The organism is Streptomyces liangshanensis, assembly GCF_011694815.1.
Taxonomy (GTDB): domain Bacteria; phylum Actinomycetota; class Actinomycetes; order Streptomycetales; family Streptomycetaceae; genus Streptomyces; species Streptomyces liangshanensis.
This window is the reverse complement of record NZ_CP050177.1, coordinates 1,065,921-1,086,429: the sequence shown is the minus strand read 5'-3', so window position 1 is coordinate 1,086,429 and position 20,509 is coordinate 1,065,921. Positions and strand designations below refer to the sequence as shown.

Genomic DNA, 20,509 nt, shown 5'->3' with positions numbered 1-20,509 from the left:
TGGCTGTGACTTTTGTCACCGCCAAGATGTGATCCATTGAGCGAGTTCTTCACGTTTACACCTATATGGCGAAACCAGTCGTGAGCGACGAGATTCACGGACCGGCGATCTTCGGCCTGCGACCTGCCGACGAGCTGGTGCGGAAGTACCGCGCGGACGGCGTCTGGCGTGACGTCGGTCCGCTGGACGACCTGCGCCGCTGGCGGGAGCTGATCCCCGACGCGCCCGCCGTGATCGCCTACCGCTCCGGCGCGGGGATGCGCAGGCTCACGTACAGCGAGTACGACCGTTACGTCGAGCGCTTCGCGGGCGCCCTGTACGAGCTGGGGGTGCGGCCGGGCCACGTGGTCGCGATCCAGCTGCCCAACTGGTGGCAGCTCAGCGCGCTGATGCTGGCCTGCGTCCGGGTCGGCGCGGTGGTGGCCCCGGTCATGCCCACGATCGGCCCGCGTGAGCTGGAGCGGACCCTCGCCCGGGTGGGCGCGAGCGTCTGCGTCACGGTCGACCGCTGGGCCGGCACCGACCACGCCGAGGCGCTGTCCAAGATCGCGGCCCGCCTGCCGCGCCTGCGTCACCGTGTGGTGCTGGGCACCAGCGCCCCGGGGAGCGAGGTGGACTTCGTCCGCCACTTCGAGGAGACGCCGTGGGAGCGCCGCCACCCGATGGTCGTGAGCGAGTCGAACGAGGACCCCGACCGCGGCGCCGTCGTGCTCTTCACCTCGGGCAACTCCGGTGAGCCCAAGGGTGTGCTGCACAGCTTCAACACCCTCCACGCGGGCGCCTTCCCGGTCGTGGAGGCCGAAGGGCTCGACACGCACGACCGGATCTTCACCCCGCAGGCCCAGCCGCACGTCTTCGGGATGATCTACGGAGTGCTCATCCCGCTGCTGGCGGGCGGCACGTCCGTGGTGTCCGACGTATGGAGACCGCACGACGTCCCGGAGATGCTGGTCGACAGCGAGGCCACGGTCTTCGCCGGTGCGCCGTCGTATCTCGCGGCCCTGGTCGCGGCCACCGAGAGCGGGACAGGGAGCGCGACCGAGGACGCGACCGGGAACGCGCGCGAGAAGGCGCCGCTGCGGCTCGTGTTCAGCGGCGCGACCAGCGTCCCCGGCCAGCTCGTCTCGGCGGTGCCGCGGATCTGGGGTGTGCCGCTGCGGACGCTGTGGGGGATGACGGAAGTACCGGGCCACACCTGGACACGCGCCGACGACCCGCCGCTCTGGGGCGCGCACAGCGACGGGAGGCCGGGGTCCGGGCTGGAGATCGACTTCAGGCCGACCGCGTCCGGGGCGGCTGAGACGCCGGAGACCGTGCCGGACGTGCCGCCGTCGCCGCACGGGTCGTGGAGCCCCGAGCAGCCCGCCCGGCTGTTCGTACGCGGCGGTGGGGTCGCGCTCGCCACGCTGGGCCGGGACAGCGGCCGGCTCCGGGTGGTCGCCGAGCACGACGACGGGTGGTACGACACCGGGGACCTGGCCATCCCCGACGGGCGGGGCGGACTGCGCATCATCAGCCGAGAGGTGGACCGGATCGGCGGTACGTTCATGATCCCCGTGAACGACGTCGAGACCGAGCTCCTCAACCACCCCGGCGTCGCCGAGGTGGCCCTGATCGGCTACCCCGACGGCGAGGGCGGCGAGCTGGCCTGCGCCGTGGTCGTCCCGAAGTCACCGACGCTGACCCTGGGGGAGCTGCGGGAGTTCCTCACGGACCGGGGCATGACCGAGTGGTACCAGCCGAGCCGCCTGGAACTCATCGGGTCCCTCCCGCGCAACTCCATCGGCAAGGTGCTCAAGGCCCCGCTGCGCGGCTGGCTCCACAGCGCGGGCCCCGCCGAGGGCCCGCGTCCCGAGGCGCCGGGCGCTCAGGCCTGAGCGGCCCGCGCCCGGAAGCGCCCGGCGCTCAGGCCTGAGCGGAGGCCGGCTCGCCCCGGCCGTCGTGGACGCCCAGGCGCAGGTGCTCGACGTGGTACAGCGCCTGGTCGAGGAGCTCGGCGACGTGGTTGTCGTACAGGGCGTAGACGATCGAGCGCCCGTGCCGCTCGCCGGTGACCAGCCCGAGGTTGCGCAGCAGGCGCAGCTGGTGGGAGCAGGCGGAGGCCTCCATGCCGACGGCCTCCGCGAGGTCCCTCACCGAGCAGGCGCCCTCCTGGAGCCGGGCCAGGATGTAGAGCCGCGAGGGCGTGGCGAGGGCCTGGAGGGTGGCGGCGACGTCGGCGGTGCCGACGGTGTCGAGGCGCTCGCGGGTGGTGGCGCTGCCTGCGGTGTCCGTTCCATGGCCCATTGCGCCATCATACCGATCACACATGAAGACCTGTTCAGGTATTCCTGTAAGGTGGGCGCGCTGCCCCCGTCCGCCCGTGAAGGGTTGTTTTGTCATGTCTTCTGTCCTGGATCAGCGGCCCGCCCCGGCCGTGGCCGGTCCGCGGCCCGCTCCGCCCCGGCGGCGTACTCGGACGCTGGCCCTGCCGGAGGCGCGCTGGGCGCTCGCCGCGCTGGTCCTGTTCCTGGTGGCTCTCCCGCTCGACCTGCTCGGCGCCCCGGCGTGGGCGTGGGGTCCGCTGTTCGCCGCCACCTACGTCACGGGCGGTTGGCAGCCGGGCTGGGAGGGCCTGAAGGCGCTGAAGGCCAGGACCCTGGACGTGGACCTGCTGATGGTGGTGGCCGCCCTCGGCGCCGCGGCCGTCGGACAGGTCCTGGACGGGGCGCTGCTGATCGTCATCTTCGCGACCTCCGGGGCCCTGGAGGCGGTGGCGACCGCTCGTACGGCGGACTCCGTACGCGGGCTGCTCGACCTCGCGCCGCCGACGGCGACCCGGTCGCTGCCCGGCGGCGGCGAGGAGACGGTCGCCGCCGGGGACCTGAAGGTCGGCGACCTCGTCCTGGTGCGGCCCGGCGAGCGGATCGGCGCCGACGGGCACGTCCTGGACGGGGCGAGCGACGTCGACCAGGCCACCATCACCGGCGAGCCCCTGCCCGTGGCCCGACAGGCCGGGGACACGGTGTTCGCCGGGACCGTCAACGGCACCGGCGCCCTGCGGGTGCGCGTCGAGCGGGATCCGGCCGACTCGGTGATCGCGCGGATCGTGAGGATGGTCGAGGAGGCGTCCGGGACGAAGGCCCCCACCCAGCTGTTCATCGAGAAGATCGAGCAGCGGTACTCGATCGGCATGGTCGTCGCCACCCTCGGCGTCTTCGCGGTCCCGCTCGCCTTCGGCTCCGCCCTCCAGCCCGCCCTGCTCCGCGCGATGACGTTCATGATCGTGGCCTCGCCGTGCGCGGTCGTGCTGTCCACGATGCCGCCGCTGCTGTCCGCCATCGCCAACGCCGGCCGCCACGGTGTCCTGGCCAAGTCCGCCGTCGTGATGGAACGCCTGGGCCAGGTCGACGCGGTCGCCCTGGACAAGACCGGCACCCTGACCGAGGGCACGCCCCGGGTCACCGGGATCCGGCCGCTGCCCGGCTCCGGGCTGGACGAGGACGGTCTGCTCGCGCTGGCGGCCGCGGTCGAGCACCCCAGCGAGCACCCGCTCGCCCGCGCGGTCGTACGGGCCGCCCGCGAACGCCGCCTGTCGCCGCCCGATGCCCTCGGCTTCACGTCCGTGCCCGGGCAGGGCGTGAGCGCCGGCGTCGAAGGCCGTACCGTCCGGGTCGGGTCCCCCGCCCGCCTTCCGGCCGCCACCGGGACCGCGGCCGCGGCGGTGGCGGAGCTGGAGGAGGCCGGGCAGACCGCGGTCCTCGTCCTGCGCGACGCCGACGCGGTCGGGGTGATCGGCATCGCCGACCGGCCGCGGCCGGACGCCGCCGCCACCGTGGCGGCCCTGACCGCGCTGACCGGCCGCACCCCGGTCCTGCTGACCGGCGACAACGAACGCGCCGCCCGCCACCTGGCCGCCCAGGTCGGCATCACCGACGTGCGCGCCGGACTGCTCCCGCAGGACAAGGTCGCGGCGGTACGGGCGTGGGAGGCCGAGGGCCGGAAGGTGCTGGTGGTCGGCGACGGCGTCAACGACGCCCCGGCGCTGGCCGCCGCGCACACCGGCGTCGCGATGGGCAAGGCCGGCTCCGACCTGGCCCTGGAGACCGCCGACGCCGTCGTGGTCCGGGACGAACTCGCCGCCATCCCCGCCGTGGTCGCCCTCTCCCGCGCCGCACGCCGCCTCGTCGTCCAGAACCTCGCCGTCGCCGGTGTCTTCATCACCGCCCTGGTGGCCTGGGACCTCGTCGGCACCCTCCCGCTGCCGCTCGGTGTCGCCGGACACGAAGGCTCCACCGTCGTCGTCGGCCTCAACGGCCTGCGCCTGCTGCGCGAAACCGCCTGGAAGAACGCCGTCCGGCGAGGTGCCGCATGAGCCGACGCTCCCGCCGCGCCGCTGCCGCGCCGGGCACCGGGGCGGGTCCGGCCCGGCCCACGGTCACGGTGTGCCGCGGCTGCTGCTGCGGCACACCGAAGGTCCCCGGCGTCGACCACGCCGCCCAACTCCGCGACCTGCGGGAGGCCTTGGACGGCACCGCGACCGTTCGCGTCACCGGCTGCCTCGACGCCTGCGAGCGCGCCGACGTCGTTGTCGTCCAGCCCTCCGCGGCCGGGCGCGCGGCCGGCGGCCGGCCCGTCTGGCTCGGCCTGGTCAACGACCGCGACGCCACCGCCGACATCGCCGCCTGGGTCGAGAGCGGCGGCCCCGGCATCGCCGAGCCACCCGGCATCCTCGACCTCTACACCTTCAACCCCTCCCGCCGCGTCCGCGCCGAACTCCACGAGTAGGACACCCGCACCGGGCCGCGCTCAACGTGGCGCCTCGGGGTCCGCTTCCCCCGGCGCCCCTGCTCGCGGGCCACGACGGGGCAGCGGGCGACTCGGTCGCGGCCGGTGACGTACCCCGCCCGGAGCGCACTCTCCGGCACCAGGCCCGCGAGTCCGACGGCGTACCGCGCCGACCGTCGCGGCCGCCGTACGCGGCGGGGACGCCGGGGTACCTGGTCTCGGCCGCGCAACTCGCCCCCTAGGGAGCCTCCGTGGTACGCGCGGAAGAGCCACGGCCGCTCCCCGACGCGTGCTCCACGGCCGCCGGGCCGGTGGGGCCAGGGAATCCGGGGGCAACCAGGGTTCCGCGGTTCGTCGGACCTGCCGCCGTCGCACCCGCCGTCGTGCGGCGCGATTCCCCCCGGTGGCGGGGCCGGCTGTCAGTCCGTTCGAGGACGGTGATCCGCCCGGCCCCGCCACCGCACCTGCCTAAGACAGCAGCGACGGCGCCGCCCGGTCCAGGACCGCGCCCACGCGCTCCCACGTCTCCACGTCGCGCTCCACCGCCTCCAGTTCCGGTCCCGCGCCCGTGCCCCACGACGACGCGATCGCCACCGGGTCGTCGCCCGTCGCGGCGCTCGCCGCGAGGGCCGCCGCGCCCAGGGCGACCAGCTCGCCGCTCGCGGGCACGATCAGGGCACGGCCCGACAGGCGCCGTACGGTCTCCACCCACGTCCGCCCCTGCGCCCCGCCCCCGATCAGCCGCAGCGGGCGCCGCGCCACCTCGGGATCGGCCGGGTCCAGGCCGCCGGCCCGCAGCACCTCGTCCAGCGCCCGCAGGACCGTGACCGCCGCGCCCTCGTAGGCGGCGCCCAGCAGTTGCTGCGGCGTGGTGTCGTGGCGCAGGCCGGTCAGCAGACCCGAGGCGGCGGGCAGGTCCGGGGTCCGTTCACCGTCGAGGTACGGCAGGAGGACGGCCTCGCCGCCGGGCGCCGCGTCCTCGCGGTCGAGCCGCAGCAGGTCCGCGACCTTGTCCACGGCGAGCGTGCAGTTGAGCGTGCAGGCCAGCGGCAGGTACGTACCGTCGGCCGCCGCGAACCCGGCGAGCGCGGCGGACGCCGGGCGGGTGCGGGTCGCGGCGAACACCGTGCCCGACGTGCCGAGGCTGAGCACCGGGTGGTCCAGCAGCCCGGCCCCGCCGAAGCCCAGCCCCACGGCCGCGCTCATGTTGTCGCCGGTGCCCGCCGCGACGGCGATCCCGGCCGGCAGTCCCAGCTCGGCCGCGGAGCCCGCGGTGAGCGAGCCGATCCTGGTCGCCCCGGTCTCCGCGACGGGCGGCAGCAGCGAGACGTCCAGGCCGAGGAGGTCGAGCAGCTCGGGGTCGTACGCGCCGGTGGCGGTCGAGTACCAGCAGGTGCCCGACGCGTCGCCCGGGTCGGTGGCCGCCGTGCCCGCGAGGCGTTCGGTAAGGAAGTCGTGGGGGAGCCGGACCGCGGCCGTGGCGTCCGCGAGGGCCGGGTCGTTCTCGCGCAGCCACCGCCACTTCGTCGCGGTCATCGACGCCACCGGTACGGACCCGGTGCGCGCCGTCCACGCGTCGGGGCCGCCCAGCTCGTCGGTCAGCGCGACGGCCTGCGGCGCGGACCGGGTGTCGTTCCACAGCAGCGCCGGGCGCAGCGGCCGGCCCGTACGGTCCAGGACCACCAGCCCGTGCTGCTGGCCCGCGACCGCGATGCCGACGACCGCGGAGGGTTCGACCCCGGATTCCTTCAGGCCCGCGGCGACGGCGTCGCGCAGCGCGTTCCACCACACCTCGGGGTCGCTCTCGCGGGCGCCGCCCTCACCGGTCACCCGGTGCGGCGCGCGCCCCACGGCGAGCAGCCGGCCGGTGGTGGCGTCCGTGAAAGCCGCCTTCGTGGACTGGGTGGAGCTGTCCACGCCGATGACGACCGGGCTCTGCGGCATGCGCGTACCTCTTCCCTGGACCGGTCGGTGCGGCCGTCCGGCGCGGTTTTGAACGTCGGAGGAACAAATTACGCGATCGGGCGCCCGACGGGAACGGGCGGTCGGATCATCCTGTCCGGCACCCCTCGCTCGTGCGTGTTCGGAGCCTCGAACAGCGGCGGACACGGATGAGCGGAGCCAGGGGCTTTTGCGCACCGGCAGCGGCATGCTTTATTAGTCATGTCAGGAAACAAAAAGGTCGGCACGTGCCGGACCTGAGGTATCGAAGGCGGCCAGAGAATGACGGAACGCTACACGCCCACCCCCGAGGACAAGTTCAGCTTCGGCCTGTGGACGGTGGGCTGGCAGGGCAGGGACCCGTTCGGTGACGCGACCCGCCGGGCCCTGGACCCCGCCGAGTCCGTCCAGCGCCTCGCGGAGCTGGGCGCGTACGCCGTGACGTTCCACGACGACGACCTGATCCCCTTCGGCTCGTCCGACGCGGAGCGCGAGTCGCACATCAAGCGGTTCCGGCAGGCGCTGGACACCACCGGGCTCGTGGTCGAGATGGCCACCACCAACCTCTTCACCCACCCCGTCTTCAAGGACGGCGGCTTCACCGCGAACGACCGCGACATCCGCCGGTACGCGCTGCGCAAGACCATCCGCAACATCGACCTCGCGGCCGAGCTGGGCGCCAAGGTCTACGTCGCCTGGGGCGGCCGTGAGGGCGCCGAGTCGGGCGCCGCGAAGGACGTGCGGCTCGCGCTGGACCGGATGAAGGAAGCCTTCGACCTGCTCGGCGACTACGTCACCGAGAAGGGTTACGACCTCAAGTTCGCCATCGAGCCCAAGCCGAACGAGCCGCGCGGCGACATCCTGCTGCCCACCGTCGGCCACGCCCTCGCGTTCATCGAGCGCCTCGACCGGCCCGAGCTGTTCGGCGTCAACCCGGAGGTCGGCCACGAGCAGATGGCCGGGCTGAACTTCCCGCACGCCATCGCCCAGGCCCTCTGGTCGGGCAAGCTCTTCCACATCGACCTCAACGGCCAGAACGGCATCAAGTACGACCAGGACCTGCGCTTCGGCGCCGGCGACCTGCGCGCCGCCTTCTGGCTCGTCGACCTGCTGGAGACCGCGGGCTGGGACGGCGCGCGGCACTTCGACTTCAAGCCGCCGCGGACCGAGGACTTCCACGGCGTGTGGGCCTCCGCCGCCGGCTGCATGCGCAACTACCTGATCCTCAAGGAGCGCGCCGCGGCCTTCCGCGCCGACCCGCAGGTCCAGGAGGCGCTGCGCGCCGCGCGCCTGGACGAGCTGGCCCTGCCCACGGCCGCCGACGGCCTGGCCGGGCTGCTCGGTGACGCGGGCGCGTACGAGGAGTTCGACGTCGAGGCCGCCGCAGCGCGCGGCATGGCGTTCGAGCACCTGGACCAGCTCGCCATGGACCACCTCCTCGGCGCCCGCTGAGCGGCGAGCACCGCACACCGCACCACCGGTCACCGCACCACCTGTCGGACCCCGTACGGAGGGACGCCGTACGGAACGCGCGCGGGGCGGGCTGTTGTCAGCCCGCCCCGCGCAGTGCGTCTGCCCGCGGCGACGTGATGTGCCGTACGGGCGCTGCGTCCGCCGCCCGTCAGTGCGCCGTGCGCTGTACGTACGCCACCGGGTCGGCCAGCACCGCCCGGACCACCAGGGCCGCCGCGCCGCGCGCCGCGTCCCCCGCCGACGAGGACCCCCGCAGCCGCCCGCTGTCCCGCGGCCACAGGCCCGACACCACCCGGGCGGTCAGCTCCCGGTCGGCGGCCGGCGACAGCCAGGGCATCAGGTCCCGGTAGATCCCGCCCAGCACGACCGCGTCCGGGTCGAAGAGGTTCACCGCGCCCGACAGCACCCGGCCCAGCATCACCCCGGCCTGCTCGACGGCGGCCACCGCCCGCGCGTCACCGCGACGCGCCCGGCGCTCCAGCTCCGCGACCCCCGGCACGCCCGCGTTCTCGTCGATCCCGGCGGACCGCAGCAGCGCCGACTGCCCCGCGTACTGCTCCAGGCAGCCCCGGGACCCGCACCGGCACAGCGGCCCCTCGGCGTCGACGACGACATGGCCGATCTCGCCGGCGAACCCGTGCGCCCCGCGCAGCAGTTCGCCGTCCAGCACCAGAGCGCCGCCCACGCCGATCTCACCGGTCAGGTAGAGGAACGTGCGCAACGGGCCGAGGCCGCCGAACCACAGCTCGGCCAGCGCCGCGAGGTTGGCCTCGTTCTCCGAACTCACCGGCAGCAGGGGCAGGTCGGGTCGCAGTTCGGCGAGGGCCTTCGCGAACAGGTCCTCGGCCGGGACGCGGTTCCACCCCAGGTTCGGCGCCTGGCGCACCGTACCGCCCGACACCAGTCCCGGCAGCGCCAGTTGGACCCCGACGGGCAGCAGCTCCTGCTCGGCCGCCGACTCCAGGGTGCGGGCGGCGATCCGGGCGCCCCGGGCCAGCACCTCGGCGGGCAGCGCGCCGCGGTTGTCGATGTGTTCGGTGAGCCGGACGCGGTCGGTGCCCGACAGGTCGACGACACACACCGACACGTAGTCGATGTTGATCTCGACGCCGATGCCGGCGGGACCCGCGCGGGTCACCTTGAGGACCGTGCCGGGACGCCCGGCCTGCCCGCTGAAGGTCTTGCCGGACTCGGAGAGGAAGCCGCTGTCCAGCAGCTGTTCGACCAGCGAGGACACGGCCGCCCGGGTCAGGCCGACCCGCGCCGCCACGCCGGCCCTGGTCGCTTCTCCCTCGTCCCGTACCGCGCGCAGCACCAGGCTCAGGTTGTGCCGGCGCACCGTCTCCTTGTCGGCCTTGGGGCCGAGGGAAGTGTGATTGCTGTTCATCTCGCCGACGAGCCTATGTGATCGGCGGGCCCCTGCCGCTCGCCGACTTGTTTAAGTTAATTAGTAATAAACGTTGACAGGGTTCGGGCGCCCGGCCACAGTCTTCGTCGTGGCGCCGCCGCCGTGATCCCGGGGGACTCCCCGTTGGGCGGGGCGCCGACGATTCCCCAACTCTCGGGAGACACAGTGACTTCGCATCGTGCAGGGATGGTGCGTGCCCGGCGGGCCGCGGCGGCCCTGGGGGCCGCCACGCTGGTAGGGGTGTCCGCGCCGGGGGCACACGCCGCAGCTCCGGCCGCACCCGCCGCCGCGCAGACCGCGCGGGGGGCCGTCGACCAGGGCGCCGTCGACCAGGGCGCGCCGCGCTACTACAACAGCGGTCTGGCCCCGACGCCCTACATGGGCTGGAACACGTACTACGGCCTGGGCGCCCCGACGGAGAGCGCGGTCAAGTCCGTCGCCGACCACCTGGTCAGCAGCGGCCTCAGGGACAGCGGTTACAACATCGTCTGGCTGGACGGCGGCTGGCAGGCCGACAACCCGCGCGACAGCCAGGGGCGGCTGACCGCCAACCCCACCCGCTTCCCGTCCGGGCTGCCGTCGCTGGTGACGTACCTCCACCAGCGCGGCCTCAAGGCCGGGATCTACACCGACGCCGGCACCTACGACGGCGGCAAGAGCTGCGGGCTCGGCAGCCGCGGGTACTACGAGCAGGACGCCCAGCAGTTCGCGCGGTGGAAGTTCGACGCGGTGAAGATCGACTTCCTGTGCGGGATCTCCGCGAAGCTCGATCCGGGCCCCGCGTTCAAGGAGTTCAGCGACGCCCTCGCCAAGGCGGGCCGGCCCATGCTGCTGAACCTCTGCAACCCGCTCACCGACGACTGGGGCCTGCCGCACACCCCGGCCCAGGACGCCCACAACGCGTACACCTACGGCCCGACGACGGGTGACTCCTGGCGCACCGGGACCGACCTCGCCTTCGGTACGCCGTACCCGGGGAACTGGCCCAACATCCTGCGCAGCGCGGACGCCAACGCCGCGCACCCCGAGGCCCAGGGCCCCGGCCACTACAACGACCCGGACTACCTGCTGCCCATGCGGAAGACCGCGGACGGCTCGTACGAGCTGAACGAGGAGGAGTCCACCTCGCAGCTCGTCCTCTGGTCGGTCATGGGCGCCCCGCTGGTCATCGGCTCCGACCCGCGCACCCTGCCCCAGTCGATGATCGACACCCTGCGCAACCCCGAGATCCTCGCCGTCGACCAGGACCCGCTGGCCATCCAGGGCGTCCGGGTCGCCTCCGACGCCACGGGCGACGTCTACAGCAAGGTCCTCCAGGGCGCCGGCAAGCGCGCGGTCGCGCTGCTCAACCGCTCGGACCAGCCGGCGCAGCGCACGGTGACCTTCGCCGACGCCGGGCTGACCGGCGACATCACCGTCCGCGACCTGCGGGCCCGCCAGGACCGGGGCACGCACACCGGTTCGTACACCGTCACGGTCCCGGCGCACGGCACGGCCTTCCTCAAGCTGTCGGGTACGGACGCCGCTCCGGGCGCCGCGCTCGGTACGACGTCCTCGGCCAGCCCCGCGCTGGTGGCGGACGGCGACACGCTGACGGCCTTCACCCGCGCCACCGACGGCGCGCTGGTCCAGCAGACCGGCCGGGACGGAGCGTGGAACGGCAAGTCCGTCCGCCTGGGCGGTCCCACGCAGGGGCGGATCCTCGGCCAGCCGGCCGCGTACGGCTCGGCAGGCGGCCGGATCGACGTGTTCGTACGGGGTACGGACGACGCCGCGTATCACCGTACGTTCAGCGGCGGCGCCCACGGGAAGTGGGGCGCCTGGCGCAGCCTCGGCGGCCGGATCACGGACGCGCCGGGGGTCGCCTTCCGGGGCCCCGACGACTGGACCCTGTTCGCGCGCGGCGCCGACGGGCGCATCACCTCGCGCGGCCCGTCCGGCGGCTGGACCGCGGTGGGCGCGCCCGCTGACGCGCCGGTGTACGGGCGGCCCTCGGCCGTCACCGACGCGGCGGGCCGGACCCACGTCGCCGTACGGGCGGCCGACGACTCGGTCTGGGAGCGCGTGCGTTCGGCCTCCGGGGCCTGGTCGGACTGGACCTCCCTCGGCGGTACGGTCAGCGGCAGCCCGACGCTGGTGGCCGCGGGCAGCAGCGTCTACCTCTTCGCGCGGGCCAGTGACTACACGCTCTGGCAGCGCAACTACTCGGCCGGCGACGCCGGCGGTGACGGTGCGTGGGGCGGCTGGTTCCCCCGCTCGCAGTTCGTCAGCGGGGTGTTCGACGGATCCCTCGGCGGGGTCGCGGCGCCCGACAACACCGTGCTGATCGCCTATCGCGGGGTGGCCGGAGCCGTCCATCAGAGCAGGCTCTGACCCTTCACGGGGCGGGCCGGGGGATCCCTCGGGGATCTTCCGGCCCGTCAGGAATAAATTAGTAATTAATCTTGACGCCGGCATCCGCGCCGCGTCAATCTGTACCCGCCGAACGAGGGCCCGGCCGTCAGGGGGCCCGGCCCCGTTCCGTGGGCCTTAGCCAGGGAGTTCCTCCATGATCAACTCAGTCCCCAGTCGCCGGCGGTTCCTCGCGGGCACCGGCGCCGTCGGCGCCGCCGCGCTGATGAGCGGCTGCGTCACCTCCGGCCCGAGCACCAAGACCTCGTCCGGCGGCGGCCCCGTCACCCTCCAGTCCAACCTCTCCTCGCCGCAGGCGAAGAAGGCGATGCAGGACCTCGTGGCGGGCTTCAACAAGCGCGGCGGCGCCAAGGCCACGCTCAACACCGTCGCCTCGGAGACCTTCCGCACCCAGCTGCCCACGTACCTGACCTCCTCCCAGCCGCCGGACCTGCTCACCTGGTACCCCGGCTCGGTCGCGGACTCGTACGCGAAGAAGGGCCTCCTGCTCGACGTCAGCGACATCTGGACCAAGCCCGAACTGTCGGGCTACAGCGAGGCGCTCAAGAAGCTCTGCACCTCGTCCGACGGCAAGAAGGTCTTCGTCCCCGCCACCTACTACTGGTGGGGCTGCTTCTACCGGAAGTCGAACTTCGCCAAGTGGGGCGTCCAGGAGCCCACCACCTGGGACGAGTTCCTCGACCTGTGCGACAAGCTCAAGAAGAAGGGCGTCGCCCCGATCGGGATAGGCGCCGGCGGCAACACCGCCTGGGTGGCGTCCTCCTGGTTCGACTACCTCAACATCCGGATCAACGGGGCCCAGTACCACCGCGACCTGCTCGCCGGGAAGCACCGCTTCGACGACCCCGAGGTCCACAAGGTCTTCGACCGCTGGGCCGAGGCCCTCCCGTACTTCGACCCCAACGGCACCGCCCTGGCCTTCCAGGACGCGACCACCTCCCTGCTCCAGGGCCGTACGGGAATGATGCTGATCGGCACCTTCTTCGCCGACTCCGCCCCCAAGGACATGCTCGACGACATCGACTTCTTCCGCTTCCCGGTCATCGACCCGAAGGTCCCGCTCGCCGAGGAGGGCCCCACCGACGGCTACTTCGCCAGCGCCCACACCGGCCGCAAGGACGAGGTCAAGGAACTGATGACCTACATGGCCACCGTCGAGGCCCAGGAGATCTACCTCAAGGGCTCCTCCGGCACCGCGCTGCCCACCAACCCCGAGGCCAAGGACACCGGGACGCCGCTGGTGAAGAAGGGCCGCGCGCTCATCGAGGGCGCCGCGGACGTCACCCAGTTCTTCAACCGCGACTCCAGCGACGCCCTCCAGCCGTCGGCGGACACCGCGCTCACCCGCTTCCTCGCCAAGCCCAAGGAGATCAACTCCATCCTCACCACCTGGCAGCGGGACGCCCAGAAGATCTGGGGACAGTGACATGGCGGTCCTGACCGCGGCACGGCGGCGGAGGCGGGGAGCGACGCGGGTCCCGCCCGTGGTCCTCGCCTTCGTCCTCGTACCACTCCTGGCCGAGGCCTTCTGGGTGTTCTGGCCCGCCGTCCAGGGTTTCTACCTCTCCCTCACGGACTGGGACGGCGTCTCGGCGCCGAAGTTCGTCGGAGTGGGCAACTACCACGAGATGTTCGGCGACAGCGTGTTCCGCACCGCGCTGCTCGACACCGTCCTGTGGCTCCTGCTCTTCGGCGGGCTCTCCGCGCTCCTCGGCCTCGGCGCCGCCCTCCTTCTCCAGCAGGAGCGGCGCGGGGTCGGCTTCTACCGGGCCGCGCTCTTCCTGCCCGTGGTCTTCTCGCTGACCGCCACCGCCCTGGTGTGGCAGGCGATGTACCAGCCCGACGGACTCATCAACAACACACTGGACTTCTTCGGGCTCGGCAGCCTCCGGCACGCCTGGCTCGCCGACCAGGACACCGCCCTGTACGCCGTGATCGTGCCCGCGCTGTGGCGCCAGATCGGCTACGTGATGGTGCTCTACCTCGCCGGCCTCAAGGGCATCGACCCGGTGCTCTACGAAGCCGCGAAGGTCGACGGCGCCACCCGCTGGCAGCAGTTCCGGCACATCACCATCCCCCAGCTGCGCGGGGTCAACGCGGTGGTCCTGTCGGTCATCGTCATCGACTCGCTGCGCTCGTTCGACGTCGTCTGGGCGCTCACCCGCGGCGGCCCGTACCACTCCTCCGAACTGCTCTCCACCTACATGTACTCCACCGCCTTCCAGTCCCTGCGGCTGGGATACGGCTCCGCCCTCGCGGTCGTGATCTTCGTGCTGGCCTTCGGGGTCATCGTGTCCTATCTCGTCCGCGCCTTCCGGGAGGCCGACTGATGACCGCCATGAACCGGCAGGCCAGGCGCCGCGCCTGGGCCACCGCGGGCTTCCACGCCGGAGCCGGCGCGCTGTCCCTCCTGTGGCTGGTGCCGATCGCGCTCGTCCTGGTCACCAGCACCCGGTCGTTCGACGACATCGCCGCCAACGGCCTCGGCAGCCTGCCGCACTCCTTCACTCTCGGCGGTTTCCACCAGGCGTGGGTCGACGGCGGACAGGGCCGTGCCCTCCTCAACAGCCTGATCGTGTCGATACCGACCGTGCTGCTGTCCCTCGCGCTCGCCTCCATGGCCGCCTTCGGACTGGCCCGCTACGACCTGCCGTTCCGCCGCACCCTGCTCCTGGTGATGCTCGGCGGCAACCTCCTGCCGCCGCAGATCCTGCTCATCCCCGTCTCCAAGATCAGCGAGGCGCTCGGCCTGTACGACTCGCTGTACGCGCTCATCGGCGTCCAGGTCGGCTTCGGCGTCGGCTTCTACGTCTTCGTGCTCCACGGCTTCATGCGGTCCATCCCGCCCGAGATCCAGCAGGCCGCCGTCATCGACGGCGCGGGACCCTGGCAGATCTACCGGCGCATCATCATGCCGCTGACCACCCCCGCCCTCGCCGCGCTCGGGGCGCTCTCCTTCACCTGGATCTTCAACGACCTGCTGTGGGCGATCACCGTGCTGCGGACCGACACCAAGATGCCCATCACCGCCTCACTGATCGGGCTCCAGGGCCAGTTCGTGTCGATGTGGAACGTCATCGCGGCCGGCTCGGTCATCGCCGCCGCCCCCACCGTCGTCGTATTCCTGCGGTTCCAGCGCCACTTCGTGGCCGGACTCAATCTGGGAGCAGTCAAGTGAGCCCGCACGACACCACCGGCACGACCGACACCACCGGCACCGCGCCGGCCGGTACGGGGCTGCCGGACGACCCGTGGCTGCTGCGCACCGAGCACACCACCTACGCGGTCGCCCTCGCCGGTGACGGCCGGTGGGCCGAGCTGACCGCCTGGGGGCCGCACGGCGCCGAGACCGGGCCCTCACCGCTGGACTGGTCGCGCCGCACCCACTTCATCACCCCCGCCGACGCGGCCCCCGCCGAGTACATCCCGTACGGGCTGCGGCCGTTCACCGGCGCGGACCTGGTAGCCCAGCGGCCCGGCGAGGAGCGCGGGGTGTGGTGGCGGTTCACCGGGGCCGCCCAGGACGGCGACCGCACGCTCCGGCTGGTCTTCGCCGACGACACCCTCGGCCTGACGGCGGCCCTCCACTACGAGGCCGTGCCCGGCACCGACGTGATCCTCCGCTGGACCGAGCTGACCTGCACCGGTGACACCGCACTGCGCCTGGAGCGCTTCGACTCCGCCGCCGTGAACATCCCCGTGTCGGGCGGCGCCCGGCTCACGTACCTCACCGGCCAGTGGTCGCAGGAGTTCCGGCGGACCCAACTCGACCTGACACGCGGCCGCTTCGAGATGGCCTCCACCCAGGGGGTGCCGGGACACGCCTACGCCCCCTGGCTCGCCGTCCAGGACCTCGCGTCGCCCGCCGAAGGCGCCACCCCCACCTACGGGGTCGCCCTGGAGTGGTCCGGCAACTGGCACCTCACCACCGACGCCGAGCCCGGCGGGGCCGTCCGGGTCCGCGCCGGACGCGTGCCCCACGAGGGCGCCGTACGGCTCGCGCCCGGCGCCACCCTCACCACCCCGCGGCTCGCCTGCGCGTTCAGCCCCGACGGGCTCGACGGCCTCGCCCGGGTCTGGCACCGGTACGAACGCGTCCTGACCGGCGAGCGGATGGACCGCCCCCGCAAGGTGCTCTACAACTCGTGGGAGGCCACCGGCTTCGACGTGGACGCCGCGACCCAGCTCGAACTGGCCGGGATCGCCGCCGAGATGGGCGCGGAACTGTTCGTCGTCGACGACGGATGGTTCCCCGGCCGGGACGACGACACCGGCGGCCTAGGCGACTGGACCCCAGAACCGGCCTCGTTCCCGGACGGGTTCGACCACTTCATCGGCGAAGTCCGCGCCCTGGGAATGGACTTCGGGCTCTGGGTCGAACCCGAGGCCATCAGCCCCCGGTCCGCGCTGTACGCGGCCCACCCCGAGTGGGTCTACCGGATCGACGGCCGCCCCGCCACCCTCGTACGCAACCAACTCCTCCTGGACCTCGGCCGCGAGGACGTCCAGGACTTCGTCCTCGCCACCTTCGACCGGCTGCTCGGCGACCACGACATCAGCTACCTCAAGTGGGACATGAACCGCCCGCCGACCGAACGCGGCAGGCCCGGCGGCGGCCCCGTCGAGGAGCAGGACCTCGACGCCGCGCACGTCGCCGGCTACCTCCGGGTCCTCGACCACCTCCGTACCCGCCACCCCCACGTCACCGTCGAGGGCTGCGCGGGCGGCGGCGCCCGCATCGAGCACGCCACCCTCGCCCGTACGGACGTCGTGTGGCCCAGCGACAACACCGCGCCGCTCGACCGGCTCGCCATCCAGTACGGCTACCTGCACGCGCACGCCCCGCACACCATGAGCTCCTGGGTCACCGACTCGCCCGGCGTCTTCGACCCGCGGCCCCGCTCCCTCGGCTTCCGCTTCGTCAACTCCATGGCGGGCGTCCTCGGCATCGGCGCCGACATCCGCACCTGGCCGCCCGAGCGGCGCGCCGAGGCGGCCGGGTGGATCGCCCGCTACAAGGAGATCCGGGACGTCGTCCACCACGGGGAGGTCCGCCTCCTGAACACCCCGGCCGACGCGACCTGCGGCATCCAGTACGACGAACCGGGCGGCGCCCGGGTGGTCGTCACCGCCTGGAACACGGGCCGCCTCGACGGGGCGCCGCTGGTCCCCGGGCGCCCGGCCCGGCTTCGGCTGCGCGGACTGGAACCGACGGCCCGTTACGTCGACACGGCGTCAGGCGTCGCCTACAGCGGCGCCCATCTGGTCCATTCCGGCCTCCCGTTCGCGTGGACCGAGCGCTACGACGCCGAGCTGGTCGTGCTCACCGAAGAGTGACCGGTCCCGGACCCCCGATCACTAAAGTCTTCACGTCGCCCCACCGCACCCCAAGGAGTCGACCCGCCCCATGAACGGAACCGCCCGCTTCACCGACCGCGTCGCCGTGGTCACCGGAGCCGCCTCGGGCATCGGCGCCGCCACCGCGGAACGGCTCGCCGCCGAAGGCGCCGCCGTCGTCCTCGCAGACGTCGCCACCGAACGCGGCGAGGCCGTCGCGGCCGGCATCCGTACCGCCGGCGGACGCGCCGCCTCCGTCACGGCCGACGTCTCGGACCCGGCCGGCTGGGACCGGATCGTGGCCGCCGCGCACACCTTCGGCCCGGTCGGCGTGCTCGTCAGCAACGCCTACACCGTCGAGGTCACGCCCGCCCACACGATGACCGTCGCCTCCTGGGAGCGGCAGCTCGCCGTCAACCTCACCGGCGCGTTCCTCGGCTTCCGCGCCGTCCTGCCCGACCTGCGCGCACACGATGGCGCGGTGGTCCTGACCTCGTCCGTCCACGCCCACAAGGGCATCCCGGGACACCCCGCGTACGCCGCCTCCAAGGGCGCGCTGCTCTCGCTGTGCGGACAGCTCGCCGTGGAGTACGGCCCCGAGGTGCGGGTCAACGCGGTCCTGCCGGGCCCGGTCCTCACCGCCGCCTGGGACCGGGTGCCGCCCGAGGACCGGGAGCGCAGCGTCGCCGAGACCGCCGCCCGCCGCTTCGGCAGACCGGAGGAGGTGGCCGCCGCGATCGCGTTCCTGGCCGCCGGGGAAGCCTCGTACATCACCGGATCGAGCCTGCTCGTGGACGGCGGCTGGAGTGTCGTGAAGGCGTCGGCCTGACCGCCGCCGCCCGCCAGCACACCACCCCACCGCCGGACCCGACCGACCAGCAGAAAGGCATAACGACATGACGCCATACGCGCGCCGCGGAGTGCACGGCCAGACCGTGGAGACTCTTGCGCGCCGGGTGCTCAGCGGGGAGATTCCCGAGGGGGCGACACTCGATCTCGTGGCGTTGCAGGGCGAGTTGGACGTCAGTCTGACCGCGCTGCGCGAATCGCTGAAGGTGCTCGCCGCCAAGGGGATGGTCGACGCGCGCCAGAAACGGGGGACGTTCGTCAGGCCGCGCGCCGACTGGAACCTGCTCGACGCGGACGTGCTGCGCTGGCAGTTCGCGGGCGGCACCAGCTCGGACGCCGACCTCGGCCTGCTGCGCAACCTGGGCGAGGTGCGCGGGATCGTCGAACCGGCCGCCGTACGGCTGGCGGCCTGCCGCCGCACCGACGCCGACCTCGCCGAGCTGGAAGCGGCGCTGGCCGCGATGGGCGACGGCGGGGGCGAGGCCGCCCACGCGGTCGAGGCCGACCTCGCCTTCCACCGGGCGCTGCTCGCCGCCACCCACAACGAGCTGCTCGAACGCATGGAGATGGTCATCGAGTCCGGGCTCGCCCACCGCGACCAGATCGTGCACAGCTCCCCGCACGGCGAGGACCCCGTACCGAGCCACCGCGCCGTCCTCGACGCGGTACGGGCCCGGGACCAGGACGCGGCCGAGGCGGCCATGCGCGCCCTGCTCGACCAGGCGGTACGCGACCTCGACAAGGTCCACGGGACGCCGGGGGACACCACCACCGACACGAAAGGCGCCGAGGCGAAGTGAAGATCGTTCGCGTCGAGACGTTCCTCGTCCCGCCCCGCTGGCTGTTCTGCCGTATCGAGACCGACGAGGGGGTGGTCGGCTGGGGGGAGCCGGTGGTCGAGGGCCGCGCCGAGGTCGTACGGGCCGCGGTCGACGTCCTCGCCGAGTACCTGATCGGCCAGGACCCGCTGCGGATCGAGGACCACTGGCAGGTGCTCAGCAAGGCCGGCTTCTACCGGGGCGGCCCGGTGCTCTCCAGCGCCGTCGCGGGCATCGACCAGGCCCTGTGGGACATCGCGGGCAAGACGTACGGCGCGCCCGTGCACGCGCTGCTCGGAGGGCCGGTACGGGACTCCGTCCGGGTGTACGCGTGGGTCGGCGGCGACGAACCGGCCCGGCTCACCGAGGAGATCACCGAGCAGGTCGAGGCCGGGTTCACCGCCGTGAAGATGAACGCGGCCGGCCGCACCTCCCGCCTCACCACCCCCGCCGAGACCGCGGCGGTGGTGGACCGGGTGGCCGCCGCCCGCGCCGTCCTCGGCCCGCACCGCGACGTCGCCGTGGACTTCCACGGCAGGTTCACCCCGGCGAGCGCGCGCCGCGTCCTGCACGAGATCGGCCCGCTGCACCCGCTGTTCGCCGAGGAACCGCTGCTGCCCGAGCACGGCCACCTGCTGCCGGCCCTGGTCGCCGCCACCGAGGTGCCGATAGCCACCGGCGAACGGCTCTACGGGCGGGCGGAGTTCCTGCCCGCGCTCGCCGCGGGCATCGCCGTCGCGCAGCCCGACCTCTCGCACGCGGGCGGCATCTCGGAGGTGCACCGCATCGCCTCCCTCGCGGACGCGTACGGCGCGCAGGTCGCCCCGCACTGCCCGCTCGGCCCGATCGCGCTCGCCGCCAGCCTCCAAGTGGCCTTCTGCACACCGAACTTCCTCATCCAGGAGCAGAGCAGGGGCATCCACTACAACAAGGACGCCGACCTGCTGTCGTACGTCGTCGACCCCGAGCCGTTCCGCTTCGTCGGCGGCCAGGCCCGGCGTTCCGACCTGCCCGGGCTCGGCATCACCGTGGACGAGGCCGCCGTACGGGCCGCGGACCGCACGGGGCACGCCTGGCGCAACCCGGTGTGGCGCCACGCGGACGGCTCGTTCGCGGAATGGTGAGCGCCGTGCCCCCGTCCGGCGCCGTGCCCGCGTCCGTACCCGGCGGCCTGCCCGCGTCCGTACCGGGCGCCCTCCCCGCGCCCCGGGTGGTCACCGACCCTGCCCACGGCGGCCGTTGGACCTCGCTGACCGCCGGCGGCCGCGAATGGCTCTGGCACCGTGACGAGCCGCGCCGGGCGGTGGTCAGGCCGGGGGACCCGTTCGCCGACGCCGGGGGACTGGAGGAGTGTGTCCCCACCGTCCGCGGGACGCCCGACCACGGGGACGCCTGGTCCCGCCCCTGGCGGCGCGACGACGACGGGTCCGAGTCCGTCGACTGCTCCGACTTCCGCCTCACCCGGCGCGTCACCGCCGGGGCGGGCGGGACCGTCGCCGACTAC

At 73.4% G+C, this 20,509-nt stretch carries 15 protein-coding genes; 12 read left to right on the top strand and 3 right to left on the bottom strand.

Going from position 1 to position 20,509, the window contains the following annotated elements; translation table 11 throughout:
- Nucleotides 1–80: 80 nt before the first annotated feature.
- The gene (locus tag HA039_RS04775) at nt 81–1,877 is read left to right on the top strand and encodes an AMP-binding protein (RefSeq protein WP_167024222.1); all 1,797 of its coding nucleotides are present in this window, start codon (nt 81–83) and stop codon (nt 1,875–1,877) included.
- A gap of 28 nt (nt 1,878–1,905) precedes the next feature.
- On the opposite strand, the gene HA039_RS04770 is transcribed toward HA039_RS04775, so the two are convergent.
- On the bottom strand, nt 1,906–2,286 hold the full coding sequence (locus HA039_RS04770) for an ArsR/SmtB family transcription factor (RefSeq protein WP_167024219.1): 381 nt from the start codon (nt 2,284–2,286) through the stop codon (nt 1,906–1,908).
- A gap of 94 nt (nt 2,287–2,380) precedes the next feature.
- On the opposite strand from HA039_RS04770, the gene HA039_RS04765 reads away from it, so the two are divergent.
- Together HA039_RS04765 and HA039_RS04760 are read left to right on the top strand one after the other, a co-directional pair.
- The gene (locus HA039_RS04765; RefSeq protein ID WP_167024217.1) at nt 2,381–4,354 is read left to right on the top strand and encodes a heavy metal translocating P-type ATPase; all 1,974 of its coding nucleotides are present in this window, start codon (nt 2,381–2,383) and stop codon (nt 4,352–4,354) included.
- Nucleotides 4,351–4,767 carry a (2Fe-2S) ferredoxin domain-containing protein gene (locus HA039_RS04760; protein ID WP_167024214.1) on the top strand — a complete coding sequence of 139 codons (417 nt, stop codon included), beginning with the start codon at nt 4,351–4,353 and terminating at the stop codon, nt 4,765–4,767. Before HA039_RS04765 ends, HA039_RS04760 begins: the two co-directional genes overlap by 4 nt.
- Before the next feature lie 468 nt (nt 4,768–5,235).
- Here HA039_RS04760 and xylB read toward each other — a convergent pair whose 3' ends face one another.
- Nucleotides 5,236–6,711 (bottom strand): xylulokinase, encoded by a 1,476-nt coding sequence (xylB, locus tag HA039_RS04755; protein WP_167024211.1) that lies wholly within the window; start codon nt 6,709–6,711, stop codon nt 5,236–5,238.
- A 279-nt stretch (nt 6,712–6,990) separates the two neighbouring features.
- Between xylB and xylA the strand changes: the two genes are divergently transcribed.
- Nucleotides 6,991–8,160, top strand: coding sequence for a xylose isomerase (gene xylA, locus HA039_RS04750; RefSeq protein ID WP_161308227.1), 1,170 nt, complete (start codon nt 6,991–6,993; stop codon nt 8,158–8,160).
- A gap of 169 nt (nt 8,161–8,329) precedes the next feature.
- On the opposite strand, the gene HA039_RS04745 is transcribed toward xylA, so the two are convergent.
- A complete protein-coding gene (locus HA039_RS04745; RefSeq protein ID WP_167024208.1) occupies nt 8,330–9,568 on the bottom strand; it encodes an ROK family transcriptional regulator in 1,239 nt (412 codons plus the stop codon).
- A 207-nt stretch (nt 9,569–9,775) separates the two neighbouring features.
- Here HA039_RS04745 and HA039_RS04740 point away from each other — a divergent pair, with 207 nt between their 5' ends.
- The 8 genes from HA039_RS04740 to dgoD all read left to right on the top strand — a co-directional run bounded on the left by HA039_RS04740 (nt 9,776) and on the right by dgoD (nt 20,129).
- Nucleotides 9,776–11,962 (top strand): DUF8189 domain-containing protein, encoded by a 2,187-nt coding sequence (locus HA039_RS04740; protein WP_167024205.1) that lies wholly within the window; start codon nt 9,776–9,778, stop codon nt 11,960–11,962.
- A gap of 175 nt (nt 11,963–12,137) precedes the next feature.
- A complete protein-coding gene (locus tag HA039_RS04735) occupies nt 12,138–13,427 on the top strand; it encodes an ABC transporter substrate-binding protein (RefSeq protein WP_167024202.1) in 1,290 nt (429 codons plus the stop codon).
- Between the two features lies 1 nt (nt 13,428).
- Nucleotides 13,429–14,331, top strand: a complete 903-nt coding sequence (locus tag HA039_RS04730; RefSeq protein ID WP_167024199.1) for a carbohydrate ABC transporter permease — start codon at nt 13,429–13,431, stop codon at nt 14,329–14,331.
- The gene (locus HA039_RS04725; RefSeq protein WP_167024196.1) at nt 14,331–15,179 is read left to right on the top strand and encodes a carbohydrate ABC transporter permease; all 849 of its coding nucleotides are present in this window, start codon (nt 14,331–14,333) and stop codon (nt 15,177–15,179) included. The genes HA039_RS04730 and HA039_RS04725 overlap by 1 nt, the downstream gene beginning before the upstream one ends.
- 59 nt (nt 15,180–15,238) lie before the next feature.
- Nucleotides 15,239–17,338 (top strand): alpha-galactosidase, encoded by a 2,100-nt coding sequence (locus tag HA039_RS04720; protein ID WP_167036223.1) that lies wholly within the window; start codon nt 15,239–15,241, stop codon nt 17,336–17,338.
- A 70-nt stretch (nt 17,339–17,408) separates the two neighbouring features.
- Nucleotides 17,409–18,167 (top strand): SDR family NAD(P)-dependent oxidoreductase, encoded by a 759-nt coding sequence (locus tag HA039_RS04715; protein ID WP_167024193.1) that lies wholly within the window; start codon nt 17,409–17,411, stop codon nt 18,165–18,167.
- Nucleotides 18,168–18,234: 67 nt separating this feature from the next.
- Nucleotides 18,235–18,987, top strand: a complete 753-nt coding sequence (locus HA039_RS04710; RefSeq protein WP_167024190.1) for a FadR/GntR family transcriptional regulator — start codon at nt 18,235–18,237, stop codon at nt 18,985–18,987.
- Nucleotides 18,984–20,129: a galactonate dehydratase gene (dgoD, locus tag HA039_RS04705; RefSeq protein WP_167024187.1), complete on the top strand. Its 1,146-nt coding sequence runs from the start codon at nt 18,984–18,986 to the stop codon at nt 20,127–20,129. Before HA039_RS04710 ends, dgoD begins: the two co-directional genes overlap by 4 nt.
- Nucleotides 20,130–20,509 lie beyond the last annotated feature (380 nt).

Excerpts from the sequence above, each read along its gene's own strand:
- HA039_RS04770 (WP_167024219.1), bottom strand. The coding sequence starts at position 2,286 with ATGGGCCATGGAACGGACACCGCAGGCAGCGCCACCACCCGCGAGCGC.
- HA039_RS04765 (WP_167024217.1), top strand. The coding sequence starts at position 2,381 with ATGTCTTCTGTCCTGGATCAGCGGCCCGCCCCGGCCGTGGCCGGTCCG.
- HA039_RS04760 (WP_167024214.1), top strand. The coding sequence starts at position 4,351 with ATGAGCCGACGCTCCCGCCGCGCCGCTGCCGCGCCGGGCACCGGGGCG.
- xylB (WP_167024211.1), bottom strand. The coding sequence starts at position 6,711 with ATGCCGCAGAGCCCGGTCGTCATCGGCGTGGACAGCTCCACCCAGTCC.
- xylA (WP_161308227.1), top strand. The coding sequence starts at position 6,991 with ATGACGGAACGCTACACGCCCACCCCCGAGGACAAGTTCAGCTTCGGC.
- HA039_RS04745 (WP_167024208.1), bottom strand. The coding sequence starts at position 9,568 with ATGAACAGCAATCACACTTCCCTCGGCCCCAAGGCCGACAAGGAGACG.
- HA039_RS04740 (WP_167024205.1), top strand. The coding sequence starts at position 9,776 with ATGGTGCGTGCCCGGCGGGCCGCGGCGGCCCTGGGGGCCGCCACGCTG.
- HA039_RS04735 (WP_167024202.1), top strand. The coding sequence starts at position 12,138 with ATGATCAACTCAGTCCCCAGTCGCCGGCGGTTCCTCGCGGGCACCGGC.
- HA039_RS04730 (WP_167024199.1), top strand. The coding sequence starts at position 13,429 with ATGGCGGTCCTGACCGCGGCACGGCGGCGGAGGCGGGGAGCGACGCGG.
- HA039_RS04725 (WP_167024196.1), top strand. The coding sequence starts at position 14,331 with ATGACCGCCATGAACCGGCAGGCCAGGCGCCGCGCCTGGGCCACCGCG.
- HA039_RS04715 (WP_167024193.1), top strand. The coding sequence starts at position 17,409 with ATGAACGGAACCGCCCGCTTCACCGACCGCGTCGCCGTGGTCACCGGA.
- HA039_RS04710 (WP_167024190.1), top strand. The coding sequence starts at position 18,235 with ATGACGCCATACGCGCGCCGCGGAGTGCACGGCCAGACCGTGGAGACT.